20 protein-coding genes are annotated in these 19292 nt (G+C 41.5%); 5 read left to right on the top strand and 15 right to left on the bottom strand.

The genetic code is table 11. The features are described from left to right. Both ACFS5N_RS18420 and ACFS5N_RS18425 read left to right on the top strand, forming a co-directional pair. Positions 1-882: a UbiA family prenyltransferase gene (locus tag ACFS5N_RS18420; RefSeq protein ID WP_377189195.1), complete on the top strand. Its 882-nt coding sequence runs from the start codon at positions 1-3 to the stop codon at positions 880-882. 35 nt (positions 883-917) lie between these two features. Further along, positions 918-1541: a class I SAM-dependent methyltransferase gene (locus ACFS5N_RS18425; protein ID WP_377189198.1), complete on the top strand. Its 624-nt coding sequence runs from the start codon at positions 918-920 to the stop codon at positions 1539-1541. A gap of 178 nt (positions 1542-1719) precedes the next feature. Here the strand turns inward: ACFS5N_RS18425 and ACFS5N_RS18430 are convergent, their stop codons facing one another. From ACFS5N_RS18430 to ACFS5N_RS18440, 3 genes are read right to left on the bottom strand one after another with little or no spacing between them, the layout of a single operon-like run. Beyond that, complete coding sequence (locus ACFS5N_RS18430) at positions 1720-2412, bottom strand: response regulator transcription factor (RefSeq protein ID WP_377189201.1); 693 nt, start codon at positions 2410-2412, stop codon at positions 1720-1722. Positions 2413-2414: 2 nt separating this feature from the next. Beyond that, positions 2415-4058, bottom strand: coding sequence for a sensor histidine kinase (locus tag ACFS5N_RS18435; protein WP_377189204.1), 1644 nt, complete (start codon positions 4056-4058; stop codon positions 2415-2417). 12 nt (positions 4059-4070) lie between these two features. Continuing rightward, complete coding sequence (locus ACFS5N_RS18440; RefSeq protein WP_377189207.1) at positions 4071-5933, bottom strand: S9 family peptidase; 1863 nt, start codon at positions 5931-5933, stop codon at positions 4071-4073. A 180-nt stretch (positions 5934-6113) separates the two neighbouring features. On the opposite strand from ACFS5N_RS18440, the gene ACFS5N_RS18445 reads away from it, so the two are divergent. From ACFS5N_RS18445 to rfbC, 3 genes are read left to right on the top strand one after another with little or no spacing between them, the layout of a single operon-like run. Next, the gene (locus tag ACFS5N_RS18445) at positions 6114-7913 is read left to right on the top strand and encodes a tetratricopeptide repeat protein (RefSeq protein WP_377189210.1); all 1800 of its coding nucleotides are present in this window, start codon (positions 6114-6116) and stop codon (positions 7911-7913) included. 44 nt (positions 7914-7957) lie between these two features. Further along, entirely contained in the window at positions 7958-8260 is a 303-nt protein-coding gene (locus tag ACFS5N_RS18450) for a DUF4286 family protein (protein WP_377189213.1), read from the top strand. Positions 8261-8264: 4 nt separating this feature from the next. Continuing rightward, positions 8265-8819, top strand: coding sequence for a dTDP-4-dehydrorhamnose 3,5-epimerase (gene rfbC, locus ACFS5N_RS18455; protein WP_377189216.1), 555 nt, complete (start codon positions 8265-8267; stop codon positions 8817-8819). Positions 8820-8971: 152 nt separating this feature from the next. Here rfbC and ACFS5N_RS18460 read toward each other — a convergent pair whose 3' ends face one another. The 12 genes from ACFS5N_RS18460 to ACFS5N_RS18515 all read right to left on the bottom strand — a co-directional run bounded on the left by ACFS5N_RS18460 (position 8972) and on the right by ACFS5N_RS18515 (position 19259). Continuing rightward, positions 8972-9820 carry an OmpA family protein gene (locus ACFS5N_RS18460; RefSeq protein ID WP_377189219.1) on the bottom strand — a complete coding sequence of 283 codons (849 nt, stop codon included), beginning with the start codon at positions 9818-9820 and terminating at the stop codon, positions 8972-8974. A gap of 17 nt (positions 9821-9837) precedes the next feature. Next, positions 9838-10500 (bottom strand): DUF2461 domain-containing protein, encoded by a 663-nt coding sequence (locus tag ACFS5N_RS18465; protein ID WP_377189222.1) that lies wholly within the window; start codon positions 10498-10500, stop codon positions 9838-9840. A 100-nt stretch (positions 10501-10600) separates the two neighbouring features. Further along, the gene (locus ACFS5N_RS18470) at positions 10601-10876 is read right to left on the bottom strand and encodes a hypothetical protein (RefSeq protein ID WP_377189225.1); all 276 of its coding nucleotides are present in this window, start codon (positions 10874-10876) and stop codon (positions 10601-10603) included. Between the two features lie 118 nt (positions 10877-10994). Next, entirely contained in the window at positions 10995-11567 is a 573-nt protein-coding gene (locus tag ACFS5N_RS18475) for a DUF420 domain-containing protein (protein ID WP_377189228.1), read from the bottom strand. A gap of 114 nt (positions 11568-11681) precedes the next feature. Further along, positions 11682-12341, bottom strand: coding sequence for an SCO family protein (locus tag ACFS5N_RS18480; RefSeq protein WP_377189231.1), 660 nt, complete (start codon positions 12339-12341; stop codon positions 11682-11684). A gap of 41 nt (positions 12342-12382) precedes the next feature. Next, entirely contained in the window at positions 12383-12730 is a 348-nt protein-coding gene (locus ACFS5N_RS18485; RefSeq protein WP_377189234.1) for a cytochrome C oxidase subunit IV family protein, read from the bottom strand. 22 nt (positions 12731-12752) lie between these two features. Beyond that, a complete protein-coding gene (locus tag ACFS5N_RS18490) occupies positions 12753-13478 on the bottom strand; it encodes a cytochrome c oxidase subunit 3 (protein WP_377189237.1) in 726 nt (241 codons plus the stop codon). Between the two features lie 25 nt (positions 13479-13503). Further along, positions 13504-14082, bottom strand: coding sequence for a cytochrome c oxidase subunit 3 (locus ACFS5N_RS18495; RefSeq protein ID WP_377189240.1), 579 nt, complete (start codon positions 14080-14082; stop codon positions 13504-13506). Next, positions 14082-14972: a heme o synthase gene (cyoE, locus tag ACFS5N_RS18500; protein WP_377189243.1), complete on the bottom strand. Its 891-nt coding sequence runs from the start codon at positions 14970-14972 to the stop codon at positions 14082-14084. Before cyoE ends, ACFS5N_RS18495 begins: the two co-directional genes overlap by 1 nt. Continuing rightward, entirely contained in the window at positions 14969-16030 is a 1062-nt protein-coding gene (locus ACFS5N_RS18505; protein WP_377189246.1) for a COX15/CtaA family protein, read from the bottom strand. The genes cyoE and ACFS5N_RS18505 overlap by 4 nt, the downstream gene beginning before the upstream one ends. A 154-nt stretch (positions 16031-16184) precedes the next feature. Next, complete coding sequence (locus ACFS5N_RS18510; protein ID WP_377189889.1) at positions 16185-17960, bottom strand: cytochrome c oxidase subunit I; 1776 nt, start codon at positions 17958-17960, stop codon at positions 16185-16187. Between the two features lie 117 nt (positions 17961-18077). Further along, positions 18078-19259, bottom strand: coding sequence for a cytochrome c oxidase subunit II (locus ACFS5N_RS18515; RefSeq protein WP_377189249.1), 1182 nt, complete (start codon positions 19257-19259; stop codon positions 18078-18080). Between the last annotated feature and the right edge of the window lie 33 nt (positions 19260-19292).

Genomic DNA, 19292 nt, shown 5'->3' on the forward strand with positions numbered 1-19292 from the left:
ATGAAAAAACTATATAATTCTGTTTTTGACTTTATACTCTTCAGCAATGTTTTCATAGCATTGTGTGCGGTGTCACAAGGGGCGGTGACGTTTTATTTAATCGGTGCGAAACCTGTTTATACCGTATCTGCCTTACTTTTTGTATCAACTATTGGCGTTTACAATTTATCCATTTTATTGTACAAGCCACAGCTAACTCGTACCGACAATCGTCGAACCCAATGGTTCTTCGCTCATCACAGGTTAATGATCACCTTTACCATTGTGTCGGCGTTATCGCTTATCCCGCTGTTTTTTTTGGTTTCAACAGCATCCAGATTATTACTGATCTTCCTGGGGCTTATATCAATAGCGTATAGTCTGCCTCTATTTACTTTGGGCGAACACAAGTTTGGCCTGCGCAACATACCAGGATTAAAGCAATTTTTAATCACCCTGGTTTGGACTGCCAGCACTGTGCTCCTCCCTATTTTTGAAGCGCAGGACATGCATCTTACCAATATCTCCATGCGCGATACCACGATTTTGTTGGCAAAACGGTTTTTACTGATAGCCGCGCTAACTATCCCCTTTGATATTCGCGATTTGTTTGAAGACCGCGAGTCTGGTCTTAAAACGGTTCCCGTATTAGTGGGCGAAAAACGTGCTTATTTGTTTTGCCAGTTTTTATTGGCCGGATATATCATCTTTCTGTTTTTATACCGCAACAATGGTTTTAATGCCAATTTTATTTCGCTTACTATTACCGCGTTACTGGCCGGCTGGCTCATCTTTAAATCTGAGTGGAAAAGAAATGAATATTATTACTTTTTTTATTTAGATGGTGTGCTGATATTACAATATATAATGTTACTGGCATTTAATTACGTTATGCCGGCTTGATTTTGGCATAAGCCTTTGCTAAGATAACTTCACCCATGGCATCAAACTATGATAATTCGGCCTGGTTTTATGACTGCTTGTCGAAAGTGGTATATGGCGATGCTTTGGTGAGGGCTCAGGTTTATTTGCTGCAGTATATACCGCCCAACTCATCTGTACTTTTGGCCGGGGGCGGTACAGGGTGGATACTGGAAGAATTAACCAGGAAATATTCATCCGGGCTGCAAATCACCTACGTCGAAATATCGTCCAATATGATGGCGCTCTCTAAAAAAAGAAACTGGGGGCAAAATCAGGTAACATTTATCAACGCGCCGGTCGAAGCTGTTGCCATCCATCAAAAGTTTGATGTAGTTTTTACCCCGTTTTTGTTTGATAACTTTAAGGAAGATACGCTGCAAAAAGTGTTCAGCCATTTGCATCAGTTATTAAAACCACAAGGCATTTGGTTAAATACTGATTTCCAGCTCACCGGCAAGTGGTGGCAAAATGTGTTACTGCGAAGTATGTTTTTGTTTTTTCGGGCGCTGTGCAGTATTGAAACTTCGGTGTTGCCTGATATTAACAAGCGGTTCAAAGACAAACATTATGACGTTGTTGCTGAGCGCACTTTTTTTGGAGATTTTATTTTGTCGATGGCTCTGCGGAAAGTGGCTTGACTTTAGACTCCGTAACGTCATGCCGAACTTGTTTCGGCATCCCACATGCTTAGCAGGCGGCAACCTATCCTGTGGGATCCTGAAACAAGTTCAGGATGACATAGTTATCAGAAACAAAAAAATTCCGGCGAGCTTTTATCAAACCGCCGGATTCGTCAAAATATATAATTCTTTGGTACTAGCTCTGATAAGCAAACTTATAACCCACACCACGCACAGTTTGCAGGTATTGCGGATAATCGGGATTGGTTTCTATCTTTTTGCGAAGGCGCACAATATGCATATCCAGCGTACGGGTATTGACATCGGCGTTATAGCCCCATACTTCCATCATTAGCTCTTCGCGGTTTATTACCTTATTTTTGTTTTTCAGGAAGTATAGCAGAATGCGGTTCTCCAATATTGTCAATTCTATTTTGCGGCCATCGCGAATAAGCAGGTGCGTATTGGGATGGTGCTCCATATTGGCAAAAGTATAAGTCTCAGACTTATCATTATTCAGCGTAAACTTGATCTTGTTTTCAATCAGCGCTACCAATACATCCATGTTAAAGGGCTTGGTTACATAATCTGTCACACCAAAACCATACGCGGTTATTTTGTCAATATCCTGTTGTTTGGCGGTTGTCATGATTACAATACCCTCGTAGCCTTTGTTACGTACGTTGGTGCAAACCTCGGCGCCTTGTTTGCCTGGCAACATCCAGTCTAACAATACAATATCAGGCTGCTCGGCCAAAATCATCTTTTCAGCTTCGTCGCCATTGCTGGCTTCTAAAACTTTATACCCTTCAGACTCTAAACGCTCTGCAACTAAAAAGCGCAGGTTTTCATCGTCTTCAACCAGTGCAATTTTAATTTCTTTATTCATATTTAACTTTCATATGGAAGCGTTACTACAAATTCGGAGCCTACGTCAACCCGGCTTTTTACGGTGATATCACCATCTAAAAAGTTAACCAGCTCCTTACAAAATGCCAGGCCAAGGCCCACACTCCCGTTTTGATTATATTGGTTCTCTAATCTATAAAATTTCCTGAATATATTATTCAACTCATTTTTGGGAATTCCTATTCCTTTATCGATAAATGAGAAAACAATATTACGTTTCTCTAACGATACCTTTATAAATAACTCCTTCCTGTCAGGATGCGAATATTTATAGGCATTTTCAATCAGGTTTTGAAATACACTACCCATCAGTACGGTATCGGTATAAAAAAACCTGGCCTCCGGATCAATAGCATAATCCAGCTTAAACTGCGGATATTTAATTTTAAAAGTATCTATGTAGCCTTTAACAAAGCTCTCAATCTTAACCTTGTCTCTTTTTATGGTGATAGATTTATTCTCGAGCTGCGTAAATGATAACAACTTATTCATTAACTCATTTAGCTTGTCGGCTTCTTCGTCCAAAATCTTGCCATAGTGTTTACGCTGACGATCAGTAAGTTCATTATCTCCCTTTAAATTCGAGCCGGCTATTTTAATTACACTTACAGGTGTTTTAAACTCGTGCGTAAAGTTGTTGATGAAATCATACTGCAGTTTAAACAGCTTCATATTCACACTAAGGTTGCGGTATATAAGCCAGCCTATCAGCATAAGCACCGAATAAATAAGCAGCAAAACGCCTGCAATAGGTAAAAAGCGATGGTATACTTCGCTGTTTAAATAATCGCGCGGTGAGCTAAAATATAATTTATAGTCAGAAAAAGCGCCGGGCAAGGGCACCTCGTCAGTCAATATTTTGGTATGATCAATATCGGGCGGATCGTAAGATACCTGGCGGATAGATACCGAGCTATACAATTCAGGATGTACATTTTTTATCTTAACCTTGGTGGGTTCCAGGTAAAACGTCATCATGTTTTGCTTATAAAAAGCCTCAGAGCTGCCGGCACCTTTTAACAGATCATGGTAGGCTTTTAAATCGGCATTTGAGGGTATATTAAGAAAGCTGACCTTCCCGGGACGGGTGTTATAAAAAAAAGCCTGCTGATCTGGCCCCGGGCCTCTCAGCGTATCGTAACGGGCAACATAGCTATTTAACCTTTCAGCCATCTGCCTGAAATCATTTTGATTGGCGGCATCTTCAAGACGGCTTTTTTTAAAGTACTTTTTATGAGGGTAATATTCAAACACGGAGTGTGCCTCTATTTTAAGATTATTACCCATATACCTTCCCCGCGCACTTACCACAATCTGAAAAAAGACCAGCTTGTTAACAAAAGGATAATTACGAAAAACCGAATCGGCATAGTAAGCTGCCGAGGCAGAATCCAGCAAACCTGAATAAAGGTTTATTTCAAAAATCTTGTTCTTATAAAGGTCGAGATAAGGGCCGATAGTTTGATCGGCGACATTGGTTTTTTTTGAACTGAATTCGTTCTCAACGCTTTTTGAGGTAAACTGGTACCCGACAACTAAACCAACCACAAGAACGGCGGTTATCAACGCAAGAAAAGCAACAATCAGCGAGAAATTTTTCCGGAATACGGTATTTTGCCCTGTCATGGCCAAATACAGTTAAGGTTTAACATGCAGGTTGGTATACAGAAACTTTTCCATCTCCAAATAGCTCTGCTTACGCTTGTCCTCACCGTTGTGTTCTGCACCATGCTCATTCTTGTTCAGAAAGTATTTTACACTAACGTTATGTTTCTGTAATTCACGAATATAATGATTTACTTCACTTATGTTAGCGCGTAGGTCTTTAGCATCCTGAAAAAACAAAATGGGCACTTTTGGCTTGTCGGGATGAAAAACCGGCGATATATTTCTTAACAATTCGGCATCTTTTTCCGGGTCGCCAATGGTAGCGTACATTTTTTGTAATTGCGGGCGATAATAAGCCGGCGCAGTTTTTATATAAGTAAAGAGATTAATCAAACCATTCTGCACTATTGCGCAGCTATATAACTTGGGGTTAAAGGATATGGCATAGAGTGCACTGAAACCGCCAAACCCGCGCCCATAAATAGCTATTTTTTTGGGGTTGGCTATCTTTTTTGCAATGAGCCAATTTACACCATCCGTAATATCCTGTTGTATTTTACCGCCTACTTCTTTAAAGCCCGCACTGTAAAATACTTTGCCGTATCCACTTGAGCCCCGATAATTCATCTGGAAAACAGCGAATCCGCGGTTAGCAAAAAATTGTATATCGGCACCGTAGTTCCATGTGTCGCGCACACCAAAAGGCCCGTCATGTGGAATAACTATCAACGGTAAATTTGTTTTAGCCTCGCCTTTAGGCAAAGTTAAATAGCCGTTAATAACCGTACCGTCACTTGCGGTGTAAGCTATTGGCTTTTTCTCGCATAACTGCGCGGGGTCAATTACACCATTGTCAATAAGCTTGGTTAGTTTGTTATTAGTACATTCATAAAGGTAAACTGCGCCCCTGCTGCGGTCAGTATACGTAGAAACTATAAAACGATGTTCGGCCGTGTCCCTGTCGGTTATATTAACTTCATAACCCTTAAGCTGCAAATACAGATTGGTATACCAATCTTTAATATAAGGGTTAAAAAAGTGCTTTTGAATTTTATCCTCTTCCCATTGCGCCATCTCCAGGCGGTTTCTGGCTTTTGAGTAATCAACCCGGTTAATGTCAACGTGCGGGTCGGCAAATATTACGCGCTGTTCTTTACCAGTTGCAGCGTTAATTTCGACAAAGGCGGTTTTATCCCGGCCCACATTTGAAAGCGCGTAGAAATTCTCGCTCTCACCGTCAAAGGCAATCATGCGCACGTAGTTGCGAAAGTTATTATTGATAATGGGCCTGAACCTTTCCTTATCATTTTTACGATATAAAATAGTTTCGTCAACCCCATTGGTTGATTTTACCAGGCGGATGCCTCCATCGGCGTCAACCAGCCAATCAGTAATATTACCTGGGTTAACCAGGTAAGTTTTTAGCTCGCCGGTTTTAACATTAAGGCGGTAAACATCAAAGTTTGCCGAGTCGCGCATGTTCATACTGATGGTAACCACGTCGGGGGTAAGCTTGTTGCGGTTCATCACCCTTAACCCGGCTTTACCAACAGACAACAGCGTGCGCGTTTTACCGCTCGCCAGGTCATAAACCATCATCGTATGGTTGTCGTCGGTGTTTTGGCTAAAAAGTATCTGGTTGTCGTAGGTCCAGGTGTAATCTCCCCGAACCGGGTAATCGGTAAATGAAGTAGCCTGTATTTCTTTTCCATCATCAATTGACTGCAAAAACAGGTTTTGACGATGATGATAATTTTTCAGGTATGATATGTATCTGCCATCGGGCGATATTTTAAATGCCACCTTTTCAGGGCTTTTATAAAACTCATTTACAGGTATTTCATCTTTCTTAGTATCATTGCACGCACTTAGGGCAATTACGGCAAAAACCAAGATTAAACTCTTTATATTCCTCAACATTCTGTATTCTAGTCCGGGCATTTTCAATCAGTCAAGGTACCACAAATATTTAATTTCGCCGATATGTCACTACAATTTTACCCGTTGAAAACGTTATAGAATAATCGGTGTTGCATGCACATTTGTTAACATTTAAATCTCTATTTTTAGATTATGAAGCGATACTTGGTATTTGTTATGCTGTTGTGTTTTTGCGCCTCGACAGGCCTTGCGCAAAGCCCTGACGCTGCACTGGCTAAGCAGTTCAGTGCCAATGGCGAGTACCAAAAAGCACTGGATATTTACCAGAAGCTTTATAAAGAAAATAACGAGGTTTATTTTAACAACTACATCAGCACGCTCATATCGCTCAAAAAATTTGACGAGGCCGAAAGCGCAGCAAAGAAAATGATCCGCAAACATCAGGGATCAACCGATTATGTTATCATGCTTGGGGCTATCTATACCCAGCATTCGCAAACAGAAAAAGCCAATGCTTTGTATGACGAACTGATTAAAAACCTGCCGGCCGACCAAAGTGCGGTAACCATGCTGGCTTCGCAATTTTACCAGGCCGGTAATACAGACTATGCTATTAAAACGTTTGTACAGGGCCGTAAAATTCTGCATACTGACGACGCCTTCAGTTACGAGCTGGTAACGCTATACCGTTTTAAGCGCGATAAAAATGCCCTTACCGAAGAGTATCTGAATATCCTGCCTAAAAACCCATTGTTTTTAAACCAGGCAGAAAATACTTTCGCCACACTTTTTGAAGGTGCTGATTATGAAATATTGCGCGTGGCCTTACTTAAACGCATTCAGAAAGACCCGCAGCAAACCGTTTATGTCGACCTGCTGGTATGGCAGTTTTTGCAGCAAAAAGACTTTGACCAGGCGCTTAATCAAGCTTTGGCATTGAATCGGCGAATGAATGATGATGGCAGTGACATATATCAGCTGTGCAGTACGCTGGTTATTAATGAGGCATATGATACAGCCATCCGCGGATATGAGTATCTGATTGGTTTGGGTAAACAAAAGCCGTACTATGTAACCTCGCGTATTGAGCTTATTAATACCAAAAATTTAAAGATTACCGCAGGCAAATTTGTGCCTGCCGACCTGATAGAACTGGAAAAGGATTACCAGGATTTGCTGGCCGAGTTTGGCAAAACACAATCGACAGCTTTTGCTATGCAACGTTTGGCAAATCTCGAAGTTTTTAAATTGCATAAACTGCCAGAAGCACAAAAAGTACTGGAAGAAGCCGTAGCCATACAAGGGCTACAGCCTAACTTGTTGGCTACTTGCAAGCTTGACCTGGGCGATGTATATCTGCTAAACGGCCAACCATGGGAAGCTACGCTATTATACAGCCAGGTTGAAAAAGATTACCCCAACAGTAACCTAGGCCAGGACGCCAAATATCGCAATGCCAAGTTTGCATATTACACCGGCGATTTTACCTGGGCCAAGGGTCAGCTGGATGTTTTAAAGGCGGCCACCTCGCAACTGATTGCCAATGATGCCCTGAATTTGTCCTTGTTGATATCAGACAATATAGCAGTTGATTCTACCGGCGCTGCATTAAAAATGTATGCCAGGGCCGATCTGCAGATTTTTGCCGAACAACAGGATAAAGCCATCCTGATATTGGATAGCATCAATGTCAAATACCCAAACAATCAATTAAGTGATGATATTTTAATGGCCAAAGCACGCATCGCCATACAACAAAAAAATTATAGCGATGCAGTGGCCGACTTGAAAAAAATTGTTGCCGAACACCCTAACGATCTATGGGCTGACGATGCCGTTTTTATGCTGGGCGATATTTATGAAAACCAGTTAAATGATAAAGAACAAGCCAAGACATACTACCAAAAAATAATAACCGATTACTCGGGAAGCCTATACATTAATGATGCACGTAAGCGTTTCAGAATATTGCGGGGCGACGCTTCTTCCTGACAATTTACCCAAACCTTATCATTGGTAATTTGTACTTTTGGCGTATGGTCATTTATAACGAAACCATCATTGTGGACGAAGGTATTCACAAACAATGGTTAAGCTGGATACAAGCCGAATACATACCCCGGGTTATGAAAACCGGCTTTTTTAGTTCATACAAAATTTTAAATGTATTGGATTCGCCTAATGAAGGGGTAACCTATTGCATTCAATACACTACCGATAAACGCGAAAAATACAACCAGTTTCATGCAAACCATTGGTTAGCATTGCAGGCACTTCATCAGCAAAAATTTGAGAACCAATTTGTGCTGTTTCACACTTTGATGCAAACTGTAAACTAAAACTATGAAATTTATAAAAACCGGTATCGAGGGCTTAATGATCATTGAACCACAGATATTTAAAGATGATCGCGGCTATTTTTTTGAGAGCTACAGCAAAACTAAATTTGAGGCTGCTGGCATTAATATTGACTTTGTACAAGACAACCAATCGTTTTCTCAAAAAGGTACTGTACGCGGTTTGCACGCGCAGTCTGCACCGCATGCGCAAGCTAAACTGGTGCGTGTAATACAAGGCCGCGTATTGGATGTAGCTGTCGACGCACGTAAAGGCTCACCTACCTATGGCAAATATGAAACCGTCGAGTTGAGCAGCGAAAACCAACGTCAATTTTTAATTCCCGAAGGGTTTTTGCATGGTTTTGCCGTACTGGAAGACAATACCATCTTTGCTTATAAAGTAAATAATTACTACGCTAAAGACTGCGAACTGGGCGTACTCTGGAATGACCCTGACCTGGCCGTTGACTGGGGCATCGATCCATCTGAGGCAATTGTTTCTGCCAAAGATGAGTTGCTGATTAAGTTTGCTGATCTGGATAGTCCGTTTACTTATTAACGAGATACATACTTTAAATAATAAAGGCTAACCAAATGGTTAGCCTTTATTATTTATCCCTAAGAAAAGGTGTCATGCTGAGGCTCTCGAAGCATGAGGGCAGGCCATCGCTTACCCTTCGAGGGCCTCAGGGTGACACCCACCGCCATTAGTTAATTCTTAATCAAATTATACAGCTCATCCAATTTCGGACTTAAAACAATTTCGATACGACGGTTTTTAGCGCGCGCTTCGTTGCTATCTGTAGGGTCAATAGGTTGATATTGACTTTTACCGGTGGCGGTTAAGCGTTGAGGGTCGATATGTTCAGTTTCAGTAAGGTAACGGGTTACTGAAGTGGCACGTAGCACACTTAGATCCCAGTTATCTTTAATCTGGCCCAGGTTAATTACTTTTTTATCATCAGTATGTCCTTCAACCGCCATGTTAATGTCGGGTTCTTTATTGAGCACTTCGGCCAGCTGCTTCAAGGCGGCTTTACCTTTCTCATCAATAACAATACTGCCCGAAGGGAACAACAGTTTATCTGTCAGAGAAACATACACTTTACCATTGCGGATGTCGACCGATAGCCCACTTTGCTGGAAACCTAACAACGCTTTTTGAAGTTTTTCTTTCAATGCATTGGTTGCCTCATCGCGTTTACGTAAAATATCTTCAACTTCTTTTAAACGTTGTTCGCGTTTTTTCAGGTCGGCCGATAATTGGTTAACCTTTGAGTTTGTTGAGCTCAGGTTATTGTTCAGATCATTATAGTTACCTTTCAATTTGGCGAGATCGTCCTGCGTACCAGACAGGTCACCTTTTAATTTTGCTATCTCGTCGGTCAACCGCGCTGAGTCGGCCTTTAATGCCGAAACCTGCGCTTCCAAAGTCTGCGTTCGGGTGGTCAGCGAGTCTCGCTGGGCAAGCATTGATTTGTATTTTTTTGTAGAAAGTACTACACATGAGTGCAGTGTAAACATCATTAACAGGGCAAATACTAAATACTTTAACTTCATAGATATGGGGTTTTAAATTAGGCTATGGCGTTTCTTAAAAATACATTCAGTGGATAGATCTTGCTGCATAGCTCAGCAATAGTTTCGGCAGCTTTTGGGCTTTTAATTTCTTTGTCGGTCAGGTTATGCAGCACAATAAAGCTTTTTAATTTCAGCAATTCTATATTCTCATTATCCGGCGCGTAATCGCGCGGTACTGTTTTTAGTTTTTCGCCATCTCTAAAATCGCCAAATAACTTTACAAACTCCGGCTCGTCAATAATTGCTTTCAGATCGTGCGCATTATAATCAATTTCCTGGCGGATGGCTTTTAAGTGTGTCGCCTCGGGCATCCAGTATCCGCCAGCTATAAATAATTTGCCGGGCTGTATATGTAGGTAATATTCGGCGCCCCCCAGTTTGGTACCGGTGGTTGGTAAACTAATACCGAAGTTGGTTTTATAAGGCGTCTTGTCTTTGCTGAAACGGATATCGCGGTAAATACGCATCACACACTTTTTGCCTTCCAGATCGGGCGATAGTGCCGGATCAATTTTGTGCATTAATTTGAGCAGTTCATCGGTAAGCGCCACAACATTTTCCCGGGCGGCCTCATAACGGCCTTTATTGGCCATAAACCAGTCGCGGTTATTATTTTCTACTAATTCACTTAAAAAATCAAGGGTTGGCTGTTGTATCATTTATTGTGGTGGATGTTTTAGATCGTGAATATCTAACAGGCAAATATAAATATCCTGCAAAAAAAATAGCCGACCATTTCGGGTCGACTATTTGTGTATCTTAATTTAAGTTAAACTTCTCGTCGCGCATATTAAGGTCTATATTTTTGCGGCGATATTTTTTGTACCAGATATATGCTAGGACAGCCACGGCCAGATACGGAGCGCCCAGCAGGTACATAATGCCGTTATTCAAACCCTTAGTGGTTGTATTGCCATTTTGCGCGTTCGACTCAACAGACGTAGTACACATAGCACACTGCGCACGCACCGGCAAAACGCTGCAGGTTAGCAAACCTGCTACAAAAAGAATCAACAATAATCTGTAGGCTTTCATGATGCAAAAATAAGTATTACTCGCTGTCATTTCGAACGGATGTGAGAAATCTTGTACGAGCCGCAAAGCAAGGCGTATAAGATCTTTCGCTATCGCTCAAGATGACAAATCTGGTTATTTAAAAATGGTAATACGGGGATATCATTAAATAAACTATTACACCGGTTACGGTTACGTATAACCATATCGGGAATGTCCATCTTACCAGTTTTTTGTGCTTTTCAACCCGCATTTGCAAGCCATAATAAAAGCTTAGTAATATTAACGGCAATACTACAGCCGCCAGTATAATGTGTGTTATTAATATTACAAAATAAACGTAACGTATACTACCTGCTGCGGCCTTTTCTGCTGCAGTCACCAAGCCGTTACCATCCATATCTCCATAGCGCGTTTCAGGAGCTAACCAGTGAAACGCAATATACGATACCAGGAAAAGCGCCGACAGGCAAAACGCCAAAATATTTACACGCTTGTGCCAGGTAATGTTACCATGAGTAATCAGATACAAAGATATCAGCAACAAAATGCTGCATGTGCCATTAACCCAGGCGTTAAATAATGGTAATGCGTACATTACTGACGGGGTAACCGCCGGCTTTGGCAATACCTTCATACTTAATACCAATACCACCACAAATACAAATACAGAAACGGCGGCTACGAAGCGGAATATAAATTTATCGGACATTTTACTAGAGTCAGGGATCAAGCGACAAGAATCAAGATCCCTTATTTATTGTATGATGCTATTATTTTGTCGCAAACCCAGCCTCTTGTCTCCTGGTTCTTGACGCTTATTTTCTTAATACAGTGGTTCGTCTTTCTTTCTTAGCTCCTCGGCAATCAATACTTTGATCTCATCGTTAAGCTTGGTGATATCTTTGGTTGATGTACCTGAATAGTAGCCGCGGATATGCTTTTGCTGATCTATCAGGATAAGCTTATCGCTGTAGATAAAATTATCATTATCAACCTTTGTGGCGTCAACCAAAAAACCTTTTCGGGCCAGCGGATAAATGGTGGCGGTGTCGCCGGTAAGGAAATACCATTTAATACCCGCCGGATTATACTTTTTAGCATACTCCTTCAATACCGGCGCCGAGTCGCGCTGCGGATCGACAGTAATGGAAACGAAGCAAATCATCTTATTTTTGGCATAGTCAGACAGCAGCGCATTCACATTATTATTAATGGTAGTGCATACCGTAGGGCAATGCGTGTAAAAGAAATTGGCAACAAATATCCTGTTATCAAAACTTTTATTAGTGATGGTGTCGCCGGTTTGGTCAACCAGTTTAAAGTCTGGCAGCTTATGGTAAATAGTGTCAGGGATAACCTTGCCATGAAACTTATGACTAGTTTTTGCTAACACCTTAGGGCCGAAAAAAGGCAATGGCAAATACCGATTTTTACCTTTAACATTTAGTAAATAATATAAAAATCCCGGTAATGCAAGTATCATTACCAGGATTATTATCTTTTTTGAAGAGCTTAAATTAGCCATTAATGTCTCAGTGTAATCCAGTGGTGACTTTCGTTGGTCAATACCAGGATCAAACCGATAATGAATAAAATAGGCACAATGATAGAAAACACTAAACCTTTCTTTTCAAATTTAAGGTGCATAAAAAACGCAACAATTAAATAGGCTTTGAACAAGGTTAAAACTATATATAAAGGATTAGCCCAGTTCATCGGAACGATTTCCTTCGGTACCAACACCAACGCTATGATAAACTCAACGCAAGTGATCAATGAAAGATAGACAGCAATCTTAATGATTTTGCTTTTGGTCATGGTATCACCATGCGCATGTTCATCGTGGTGTAATTCTGTTGTTTCTGACGACATAATATATATCAGGTTAAAATGATCAAACTAAATAAAAGAAAGTAAATACAAATACCCATACCAAATCTACAAAGTGCCAGTAAAGGCCAACTTTTTCGATCATCAAATAGCTGCCGCGTTTTTCATAAGTACCAGCTAATACGTTGATGGTGATAATGATATTGATAATAACACCGCTAAATACGTGAAAGCCGTGGAAACCGGTAATAGTAAAGAACAGGTTGGCAAACTGATGTGCGGTCATTTGTTGTTGTGCCAGCGGTACACCTTTTTCAAAAAACTCTTTTAAAGTTTCGGCATTGGGGATAGCTGACCACCAAAAGCCTTCGCTGTGCAGGTGAGTCCACTCTAATGCCTGGCAACCCAGGAACATAAAACCACCGATGATAGTAGCAATCATCCAGCCTACTACTTCTTTTTTGGCATTACGATGGCCGGCCTCAACCGCTAGTACCATAGTAACAGAACTTAAGATCAGGATGAAAGTCATCAAACCTACAAACACCAGCGGAGCGCCATGCTCTATTGATGTACCCGGTACTGACTGAAACACTTCAGCTGCCATAGGCCATGTTGAAGCGCTAAATCTAATAGCACCATAAGCTATCAATAATGATGAAAAGGTAAACGCATCCGAAAGGAGGAAAAACCACATCATCATTTTGCCATACTCAACATTATACGGAGATCTTCCGCCTGCCCATGGCGTTGTTTTTAGTTCATCAATTTGTGATACTGCTGCACTCATTTGTTTTAGCTATAGAGTTATTAATTTATTGGTTCAAAAGTAAAAAAACATACAGATAAATCCATATAATATCGAGAAAATGCCAAAAAATAGATGTCATTTCCATACGATATAAATTTCTTACCTGTGGTATACGGTTCATACTGCCGCTTACCGCGCTGATGAGCCATGCAAGGCCCCCAATAATGTGCAGTAAGTGCAAGAAAGTCATTACATAAACAAAAGAACGTGTTGCATTAGGGTCAACCAGGTAAATGTGCATTTTATATGCCAAAGTATACCAGCCATATACCTGCAATATCAAAAACACGATACCTAAACATATGGTTACCCACAATAGGCTGGTTTGCTTGGCAAACTCCAGGCGCTTAGCCGCTCTTGAGGCCATAAACAGTGTAATGCTGCTGGCAATTAACACTATGGTACTATATCTGAATGATGACGGTAGTGTAATATTGAGTCCGTGAGCCTTGCTACCCCCTACATAAACAATAAACCCGCTGGTTAGCGCCGCAAAAAGCATGAACGAGGTGAATATAAATATCCACATCACAAACTTTTTTGCACCCAGGTTTACCTTTTCTTCTTGTATCGTCGCCATCATCACTTAGCTATAAAATCAAACAAAAACATTAACTGCACTACAGGTAAATAAAAGAAAGAGCCAAACATCAGCTTACGTGCCTCCTTGATTTCCAATGTGCGTAACAGGCCTATCGCCTGCCATAAAAATATCAAACTACAAATTAATGATACACCGCCAACATAGTAACCTCCATAACCATAAATAGTTGGCAGTAAACTTACCGGTACCAGTATCACCGCAAATATTACGGTTATGACGGCGCTTCCCCTATCGCGTTTTTGGGTTGGCAACAAACGGAAACCCGCAAGTTTATAATCATCATCCAAAACCCAAGCTATGGCCCAGAAATGCACAAACTGCCATATAAATTGTATTGAAAACAATATCAGTGCAATTTCGTCAATACGGCCATGCGGTTGGCCGGCCACATAACCAATTAAAGCTGGCAACGCCCCTGGTATTGCCCCAACAAAAACCGCAATAGGCGATTTACGTTTTAGCGGCGTATAAGCAAATGCATATAACAATATCGAAAACACCGAAAGCAAGCCGGTTAAAATATTCAAAGAACCTAAAAGATAAGTACCGGCCATACCCATTCCCAAACCCAAAACCAATCCCTGTCCGGTAGTCATTCGTCCGGCTGGCATCGGCCTATCTTTGGTACGCTTCATCAGCTTGTCCAGATCAACCTCAATAACTTCGTTAAAACAGTTAGCCGCAGCTGTAACCAGGAAGCCTCCAATTACCAGCTTACCCCAGTTTTCCCACATAAAAGAACTATACAATGCGCCCCATGTATTGCTTCCGTTGGCTTTCGCTGCAATAATGAAAGATATCGATGCGGAAAAAACCACCAAAAAGGTAAGCCTGAACTTGATCAGTTTTGAAAAATCGCCCCTTGTCATCTGCTTCCCCCGTGTATATTAACTGATTTGTATAAGTTAAGCATTAAATAATACTGAGCGCCAAATACAACACTGGCCAATAATATGTGCACAGCTTGTGCATAAGGAGGTAAAGCTAAATATGACAATATTATACCCGTTACAATCTGCAATATCAGCATCAAAAATGTAAAGCTCATAATTTGCTGTTGTAGCGAATGCTTATTAAATCCTCTGCGAATTAAAGCATATAACATTACGTTCAGTACCAAAACCGCAATGGCCAGATCGCGGTGATGTGTAAATATTTCGCCGGCGTTCTTGATCCACTCGTTACGATACCCACCTTGAAAACGGGTTGATACAGCGTCGATTTTCTCCCGCACCTCAGTACCAAACGCAATTTGCAGCACACTGACCACCAAAGCCAATATGGTAATGAATTTGGTAACCGGGTTAACCGCAAGTTTTGGCCGGCCGCTTACTTTAGCAAGGTGATACGTTGAAATACAAATAGCCAGTATCGCCAAAGCCAGAAGCATGTGCACCGTAACAATCCACGATACCAAATTGGTTGATACCACGATAGAGCCTAGCCAGGCCTGAAAAAATATCAGTATTAAGTTAAATACGCTTAAAAACGGTATCAGCTTGTTAACCTTACGATAACTAAATGAATAAATAGCCGTCAACAATAATGCAATACCCGATACAGCACCTACCAAACGGTTGGCATATTCGGTCCAGGTTTTGGCAGCGTTGAATTCTTCTGGAATCAGTATAGACCTATCTTCGCGTAAGCGGCGGGCAAGATCGGTATAGCCAAAAAAGTCTAATGTCTTAGCAAACCGCAGGTTTTTCTTTTGGCGGCCCTCTACATATTTTTCTTTGTAGTTAGCCGGCAAATCAGATACCGACGCTGGCGGTACAAGGCAGCCGAAGCATTTAGGCCAGTCGGGGCAACCCATGCCCGAGCCGCTGCTGCGTACAATGCCACCGGCTAATATTACCAAAAAAAGCAGAACCACACTTACCAGGTTGGTCTTTCTGAATCTGTTTTTTGATTTTGGACTGCTCATTAAATATTTTATAACTAAGAAGGGTATCTATCTCTGTAAGCCCTAGTCTTTAAGTCTTAAGTCTGGAGTTGCTTACGCGATTTGACTTTAGACTTTTAACTTGTTGACTTAAACAGGTACAGATACCCTTTAATATCAGATCAGTAATTTAAAATTACTTTACTTCTTGACTTGCCTGCTGGGTGCTTGACCACTTGCTCAAAGCCTCTAAGCCTGCGGGATTGTCTTCAAAATCATGAGGCACGTTTGAGCTCATGGTTTGTGAAAGCGGAACAGTTTGAGGGATGTAATCCTCTTCAGCACCAGGCTTGCTATAGTCATATGGCCAACGGTAAACGCTTGGAATTTCGCCAGGCCAGTTACCGTGAATACGTTCAACAGGTGTAGTCCACTCCAGTGTATTTGCTTCCCAAGGATTTTGAGTAGCTTTTTTACCCCAGAATATAGAATGAATAAAGTTGAAGATAAACGCAACCTGGGCACAAGCAGCCATAATAGCGGCCCATGTTATAAACACGTTTACTGACAACCAACGCTGCATTGAAGCAAACTCAGTGAATGCATAGTAACGACGCGGCACACCATCAAGACCCATAAAGTGCATTGGGAAGAATACCAGGTAAGCACCAATAAATGTTAACCAGAAGTGCAGGTAACCTAATTTCTCGCCCATCATACGGCCAAACATTTTAGGGAACCAGTGGTAAACACCGGCCAGCATACCAAATATGGCAGCCGAACCCATTACCAGGTGAAAGTGAGCTACAACGAAATAAGTATCGTGCAGATTAATGTCTAACGCAGCGTTACCTAAGAAGATACCGGTTAAACCACCTGAGATAAAGAATGATACCATACCTACAGCAAACAGCATTGCAGGTGTAAACCTGATGTTACCGCGCCATAAAGTAGCCAGCCAGTTAAATGTTTTTACTGCCGATGGAACGGCGATGATCAGCGTAGTGATCATGAATACACCACCCAGGAACGGATTCATACCTGTAACAAACATGTGGTGACCCCAAACGATGAACGACAACACGGTAATACCGATCAACGAGTAAACCATGGCATGATAACCAAAGATTGGCTTACGAGAGTTTACAGACATAACCTCCGATGAGATACCCATCGCAGGCATAATTACGATATATACCTCCGGGTGACCCAGGAACCAGAACAAGTGCTGGAACAAGATAGGGCTACCGCCTTCAAAAGGCATAACCTGGCCATTTACAACAATGTCAGATAAATAGAAGCTGGTACCGAAGCTACGGTCGAAAATTAACAATACAACACCTGCTACCAATACCGGGAATGATAAAATACCCAGGATAGCAGTCAAAAAGAATGCCCAGATAGTCAAAGGCATTTTCCAAAGGTCCATACCTTTTGTACGCATGTTTAATACGGTACTTACATAGTTGATACCACCCATAAGTGATGAGGCTACGAACAGCACCATACTGATTAGCCACAAGGTCATGCCGAGGCCTGAACCTTTCATGGCCTGAGGCAAGGCAGAAAGCGGCGGATATATTGTCCATCCCGGGCCTGCCGGGCCTTTTTGTACAAAGAATGATGATAACATGATCACACAAGCCATAAAGAAGAACCAGTATGATAACATGTTCATGAAAGGCGATGCCATATCGCGGGCACCAACTTGTAACGGAATCAATAAGTTACTGAAGGTACCGCTCAAGCCTGCAGTTAACACAAAGAATACCATGATGGTACCGTGAATGGTAACTAACGACAGGTAAAACTCCGGATCCAGACGACCCTCAGGAGCGAAACGGCCTAATAAAGTTTCCAACAGAGGAAATGCTTTATCAGGGTATGCTAACTGAATCCTGAACAGGATTGACAGTAGCATGGCAATAACCGCCATAGTAATACCTGTGATCAGGAATTGCTTGGCAATCATTTTATGATCCTGGCTAAATATGTATTTAGTCAGGAATGTATCGTGGTGATGCTCGTGACCCTCTTCGTGATGTGCTACTCCGTGATCGTGAACTGCTAATGTTGACATAATCGCTAATTAATTGTTTAACGCTAACCTATTATCTGTAATACTTTTCTTCTGATCTGCTTGCGCGAGTTTCAACTCTGTACGTAACGCCGGGGTCAGGTACGGTTTCAAGTGAGCAACCCATTGGTTGTACTCATCCTCTGTCACAACGCGCACTACCTTCTGCATATTGTAGTGGCTGCTTCCGCAAATTTTGTTGCAATAAAGCAGGTACTCAAATTTAGGGTCATCTACTTTTCTACGCATTTCTTCAGTAGTAATAGTAGGTGTAAATTTGAAGAAGGTTGGCAAACCAGGCACCGCGTTTTGTTGTACACGGAAGTGCGGCATATAAACGCTATGTATTACGTCCTGTGCAAATATGTTTAAGCGTATGGTTTTGTTTACAGGTAATACCAGGGTATCTGCCTGCAAATCGTCCATACTGTTTTTATCTTTAAAGTCAATACCCAATTTATTGGCACCGGCAGTTAATCTGAAATCTTTTTTACCCAACTTACCATCAGCACCAGGGTAGCGTATTTCCCATGCAAACTGGTGACCGGTAACGTCGATATTCAATGATGCAGGTCCGCCTTTAGCGTCTGAACTGTTTTCAACATCTTGCCAGGTAAAGAAACCAAAGATAACCAGGATAGTTAAAACGATGGCCGGGATAATTGTCCAAACTTTCTCAATAGTATTGTTGTGAGGCAAAAAGTATGCTCTGCGTTTGTCAGAATGCCTGTATCTGAACAAGAAGGTAAACAGTAATATTTGCGTGATTACAAATACAATCAAAGTAATGATGGTAGTTGTCAGAAACATCGCATCAATGCGTACACCATGTTTTGAGGCAGCTTCAGGTAAAGTCATGCTTCCCTGCTCTGTGATATCCCAATAGGCGCCATACATACCCACAACCAGGAAGATCAGGAATAAGGTGCCTATAATGTTATTCCAGTTCATGCCTTTTTTGCCACGTATCTGCTGGCTAAGGTCATAAACTTTCAATATTCTGCCTATGATAGCGATTACTGTTGCAGCTACTACAAAAAGCAGTACATAGTAACCTACCCCTAACCAGTTAACACCTGGCTTGGCAGCAGCATCGGCAGTTTGTGTTTGTGCCATCAGCAAGTTTGTGCCGCTAAGCATAAACACTGCTAAAAACGCAAATAACTTTTTAGAATTTATTTTGTTGAATGCCATTGTATTGGTCGTTTGGTATTCTGAATTGAGTTG

The sequence above is a fragment of the Mucilaginibacter ximonensis genome, assembly GCF_042686265.1.
In the GTDB taxonomy this organism is placed as follows: Bacteria; Bacteroidota; Bacteroidia; order Sphingobacteriales; family Sphingobacteriaceae; genus Mucilaginibacter; species Mucilaginibacter ximonensis.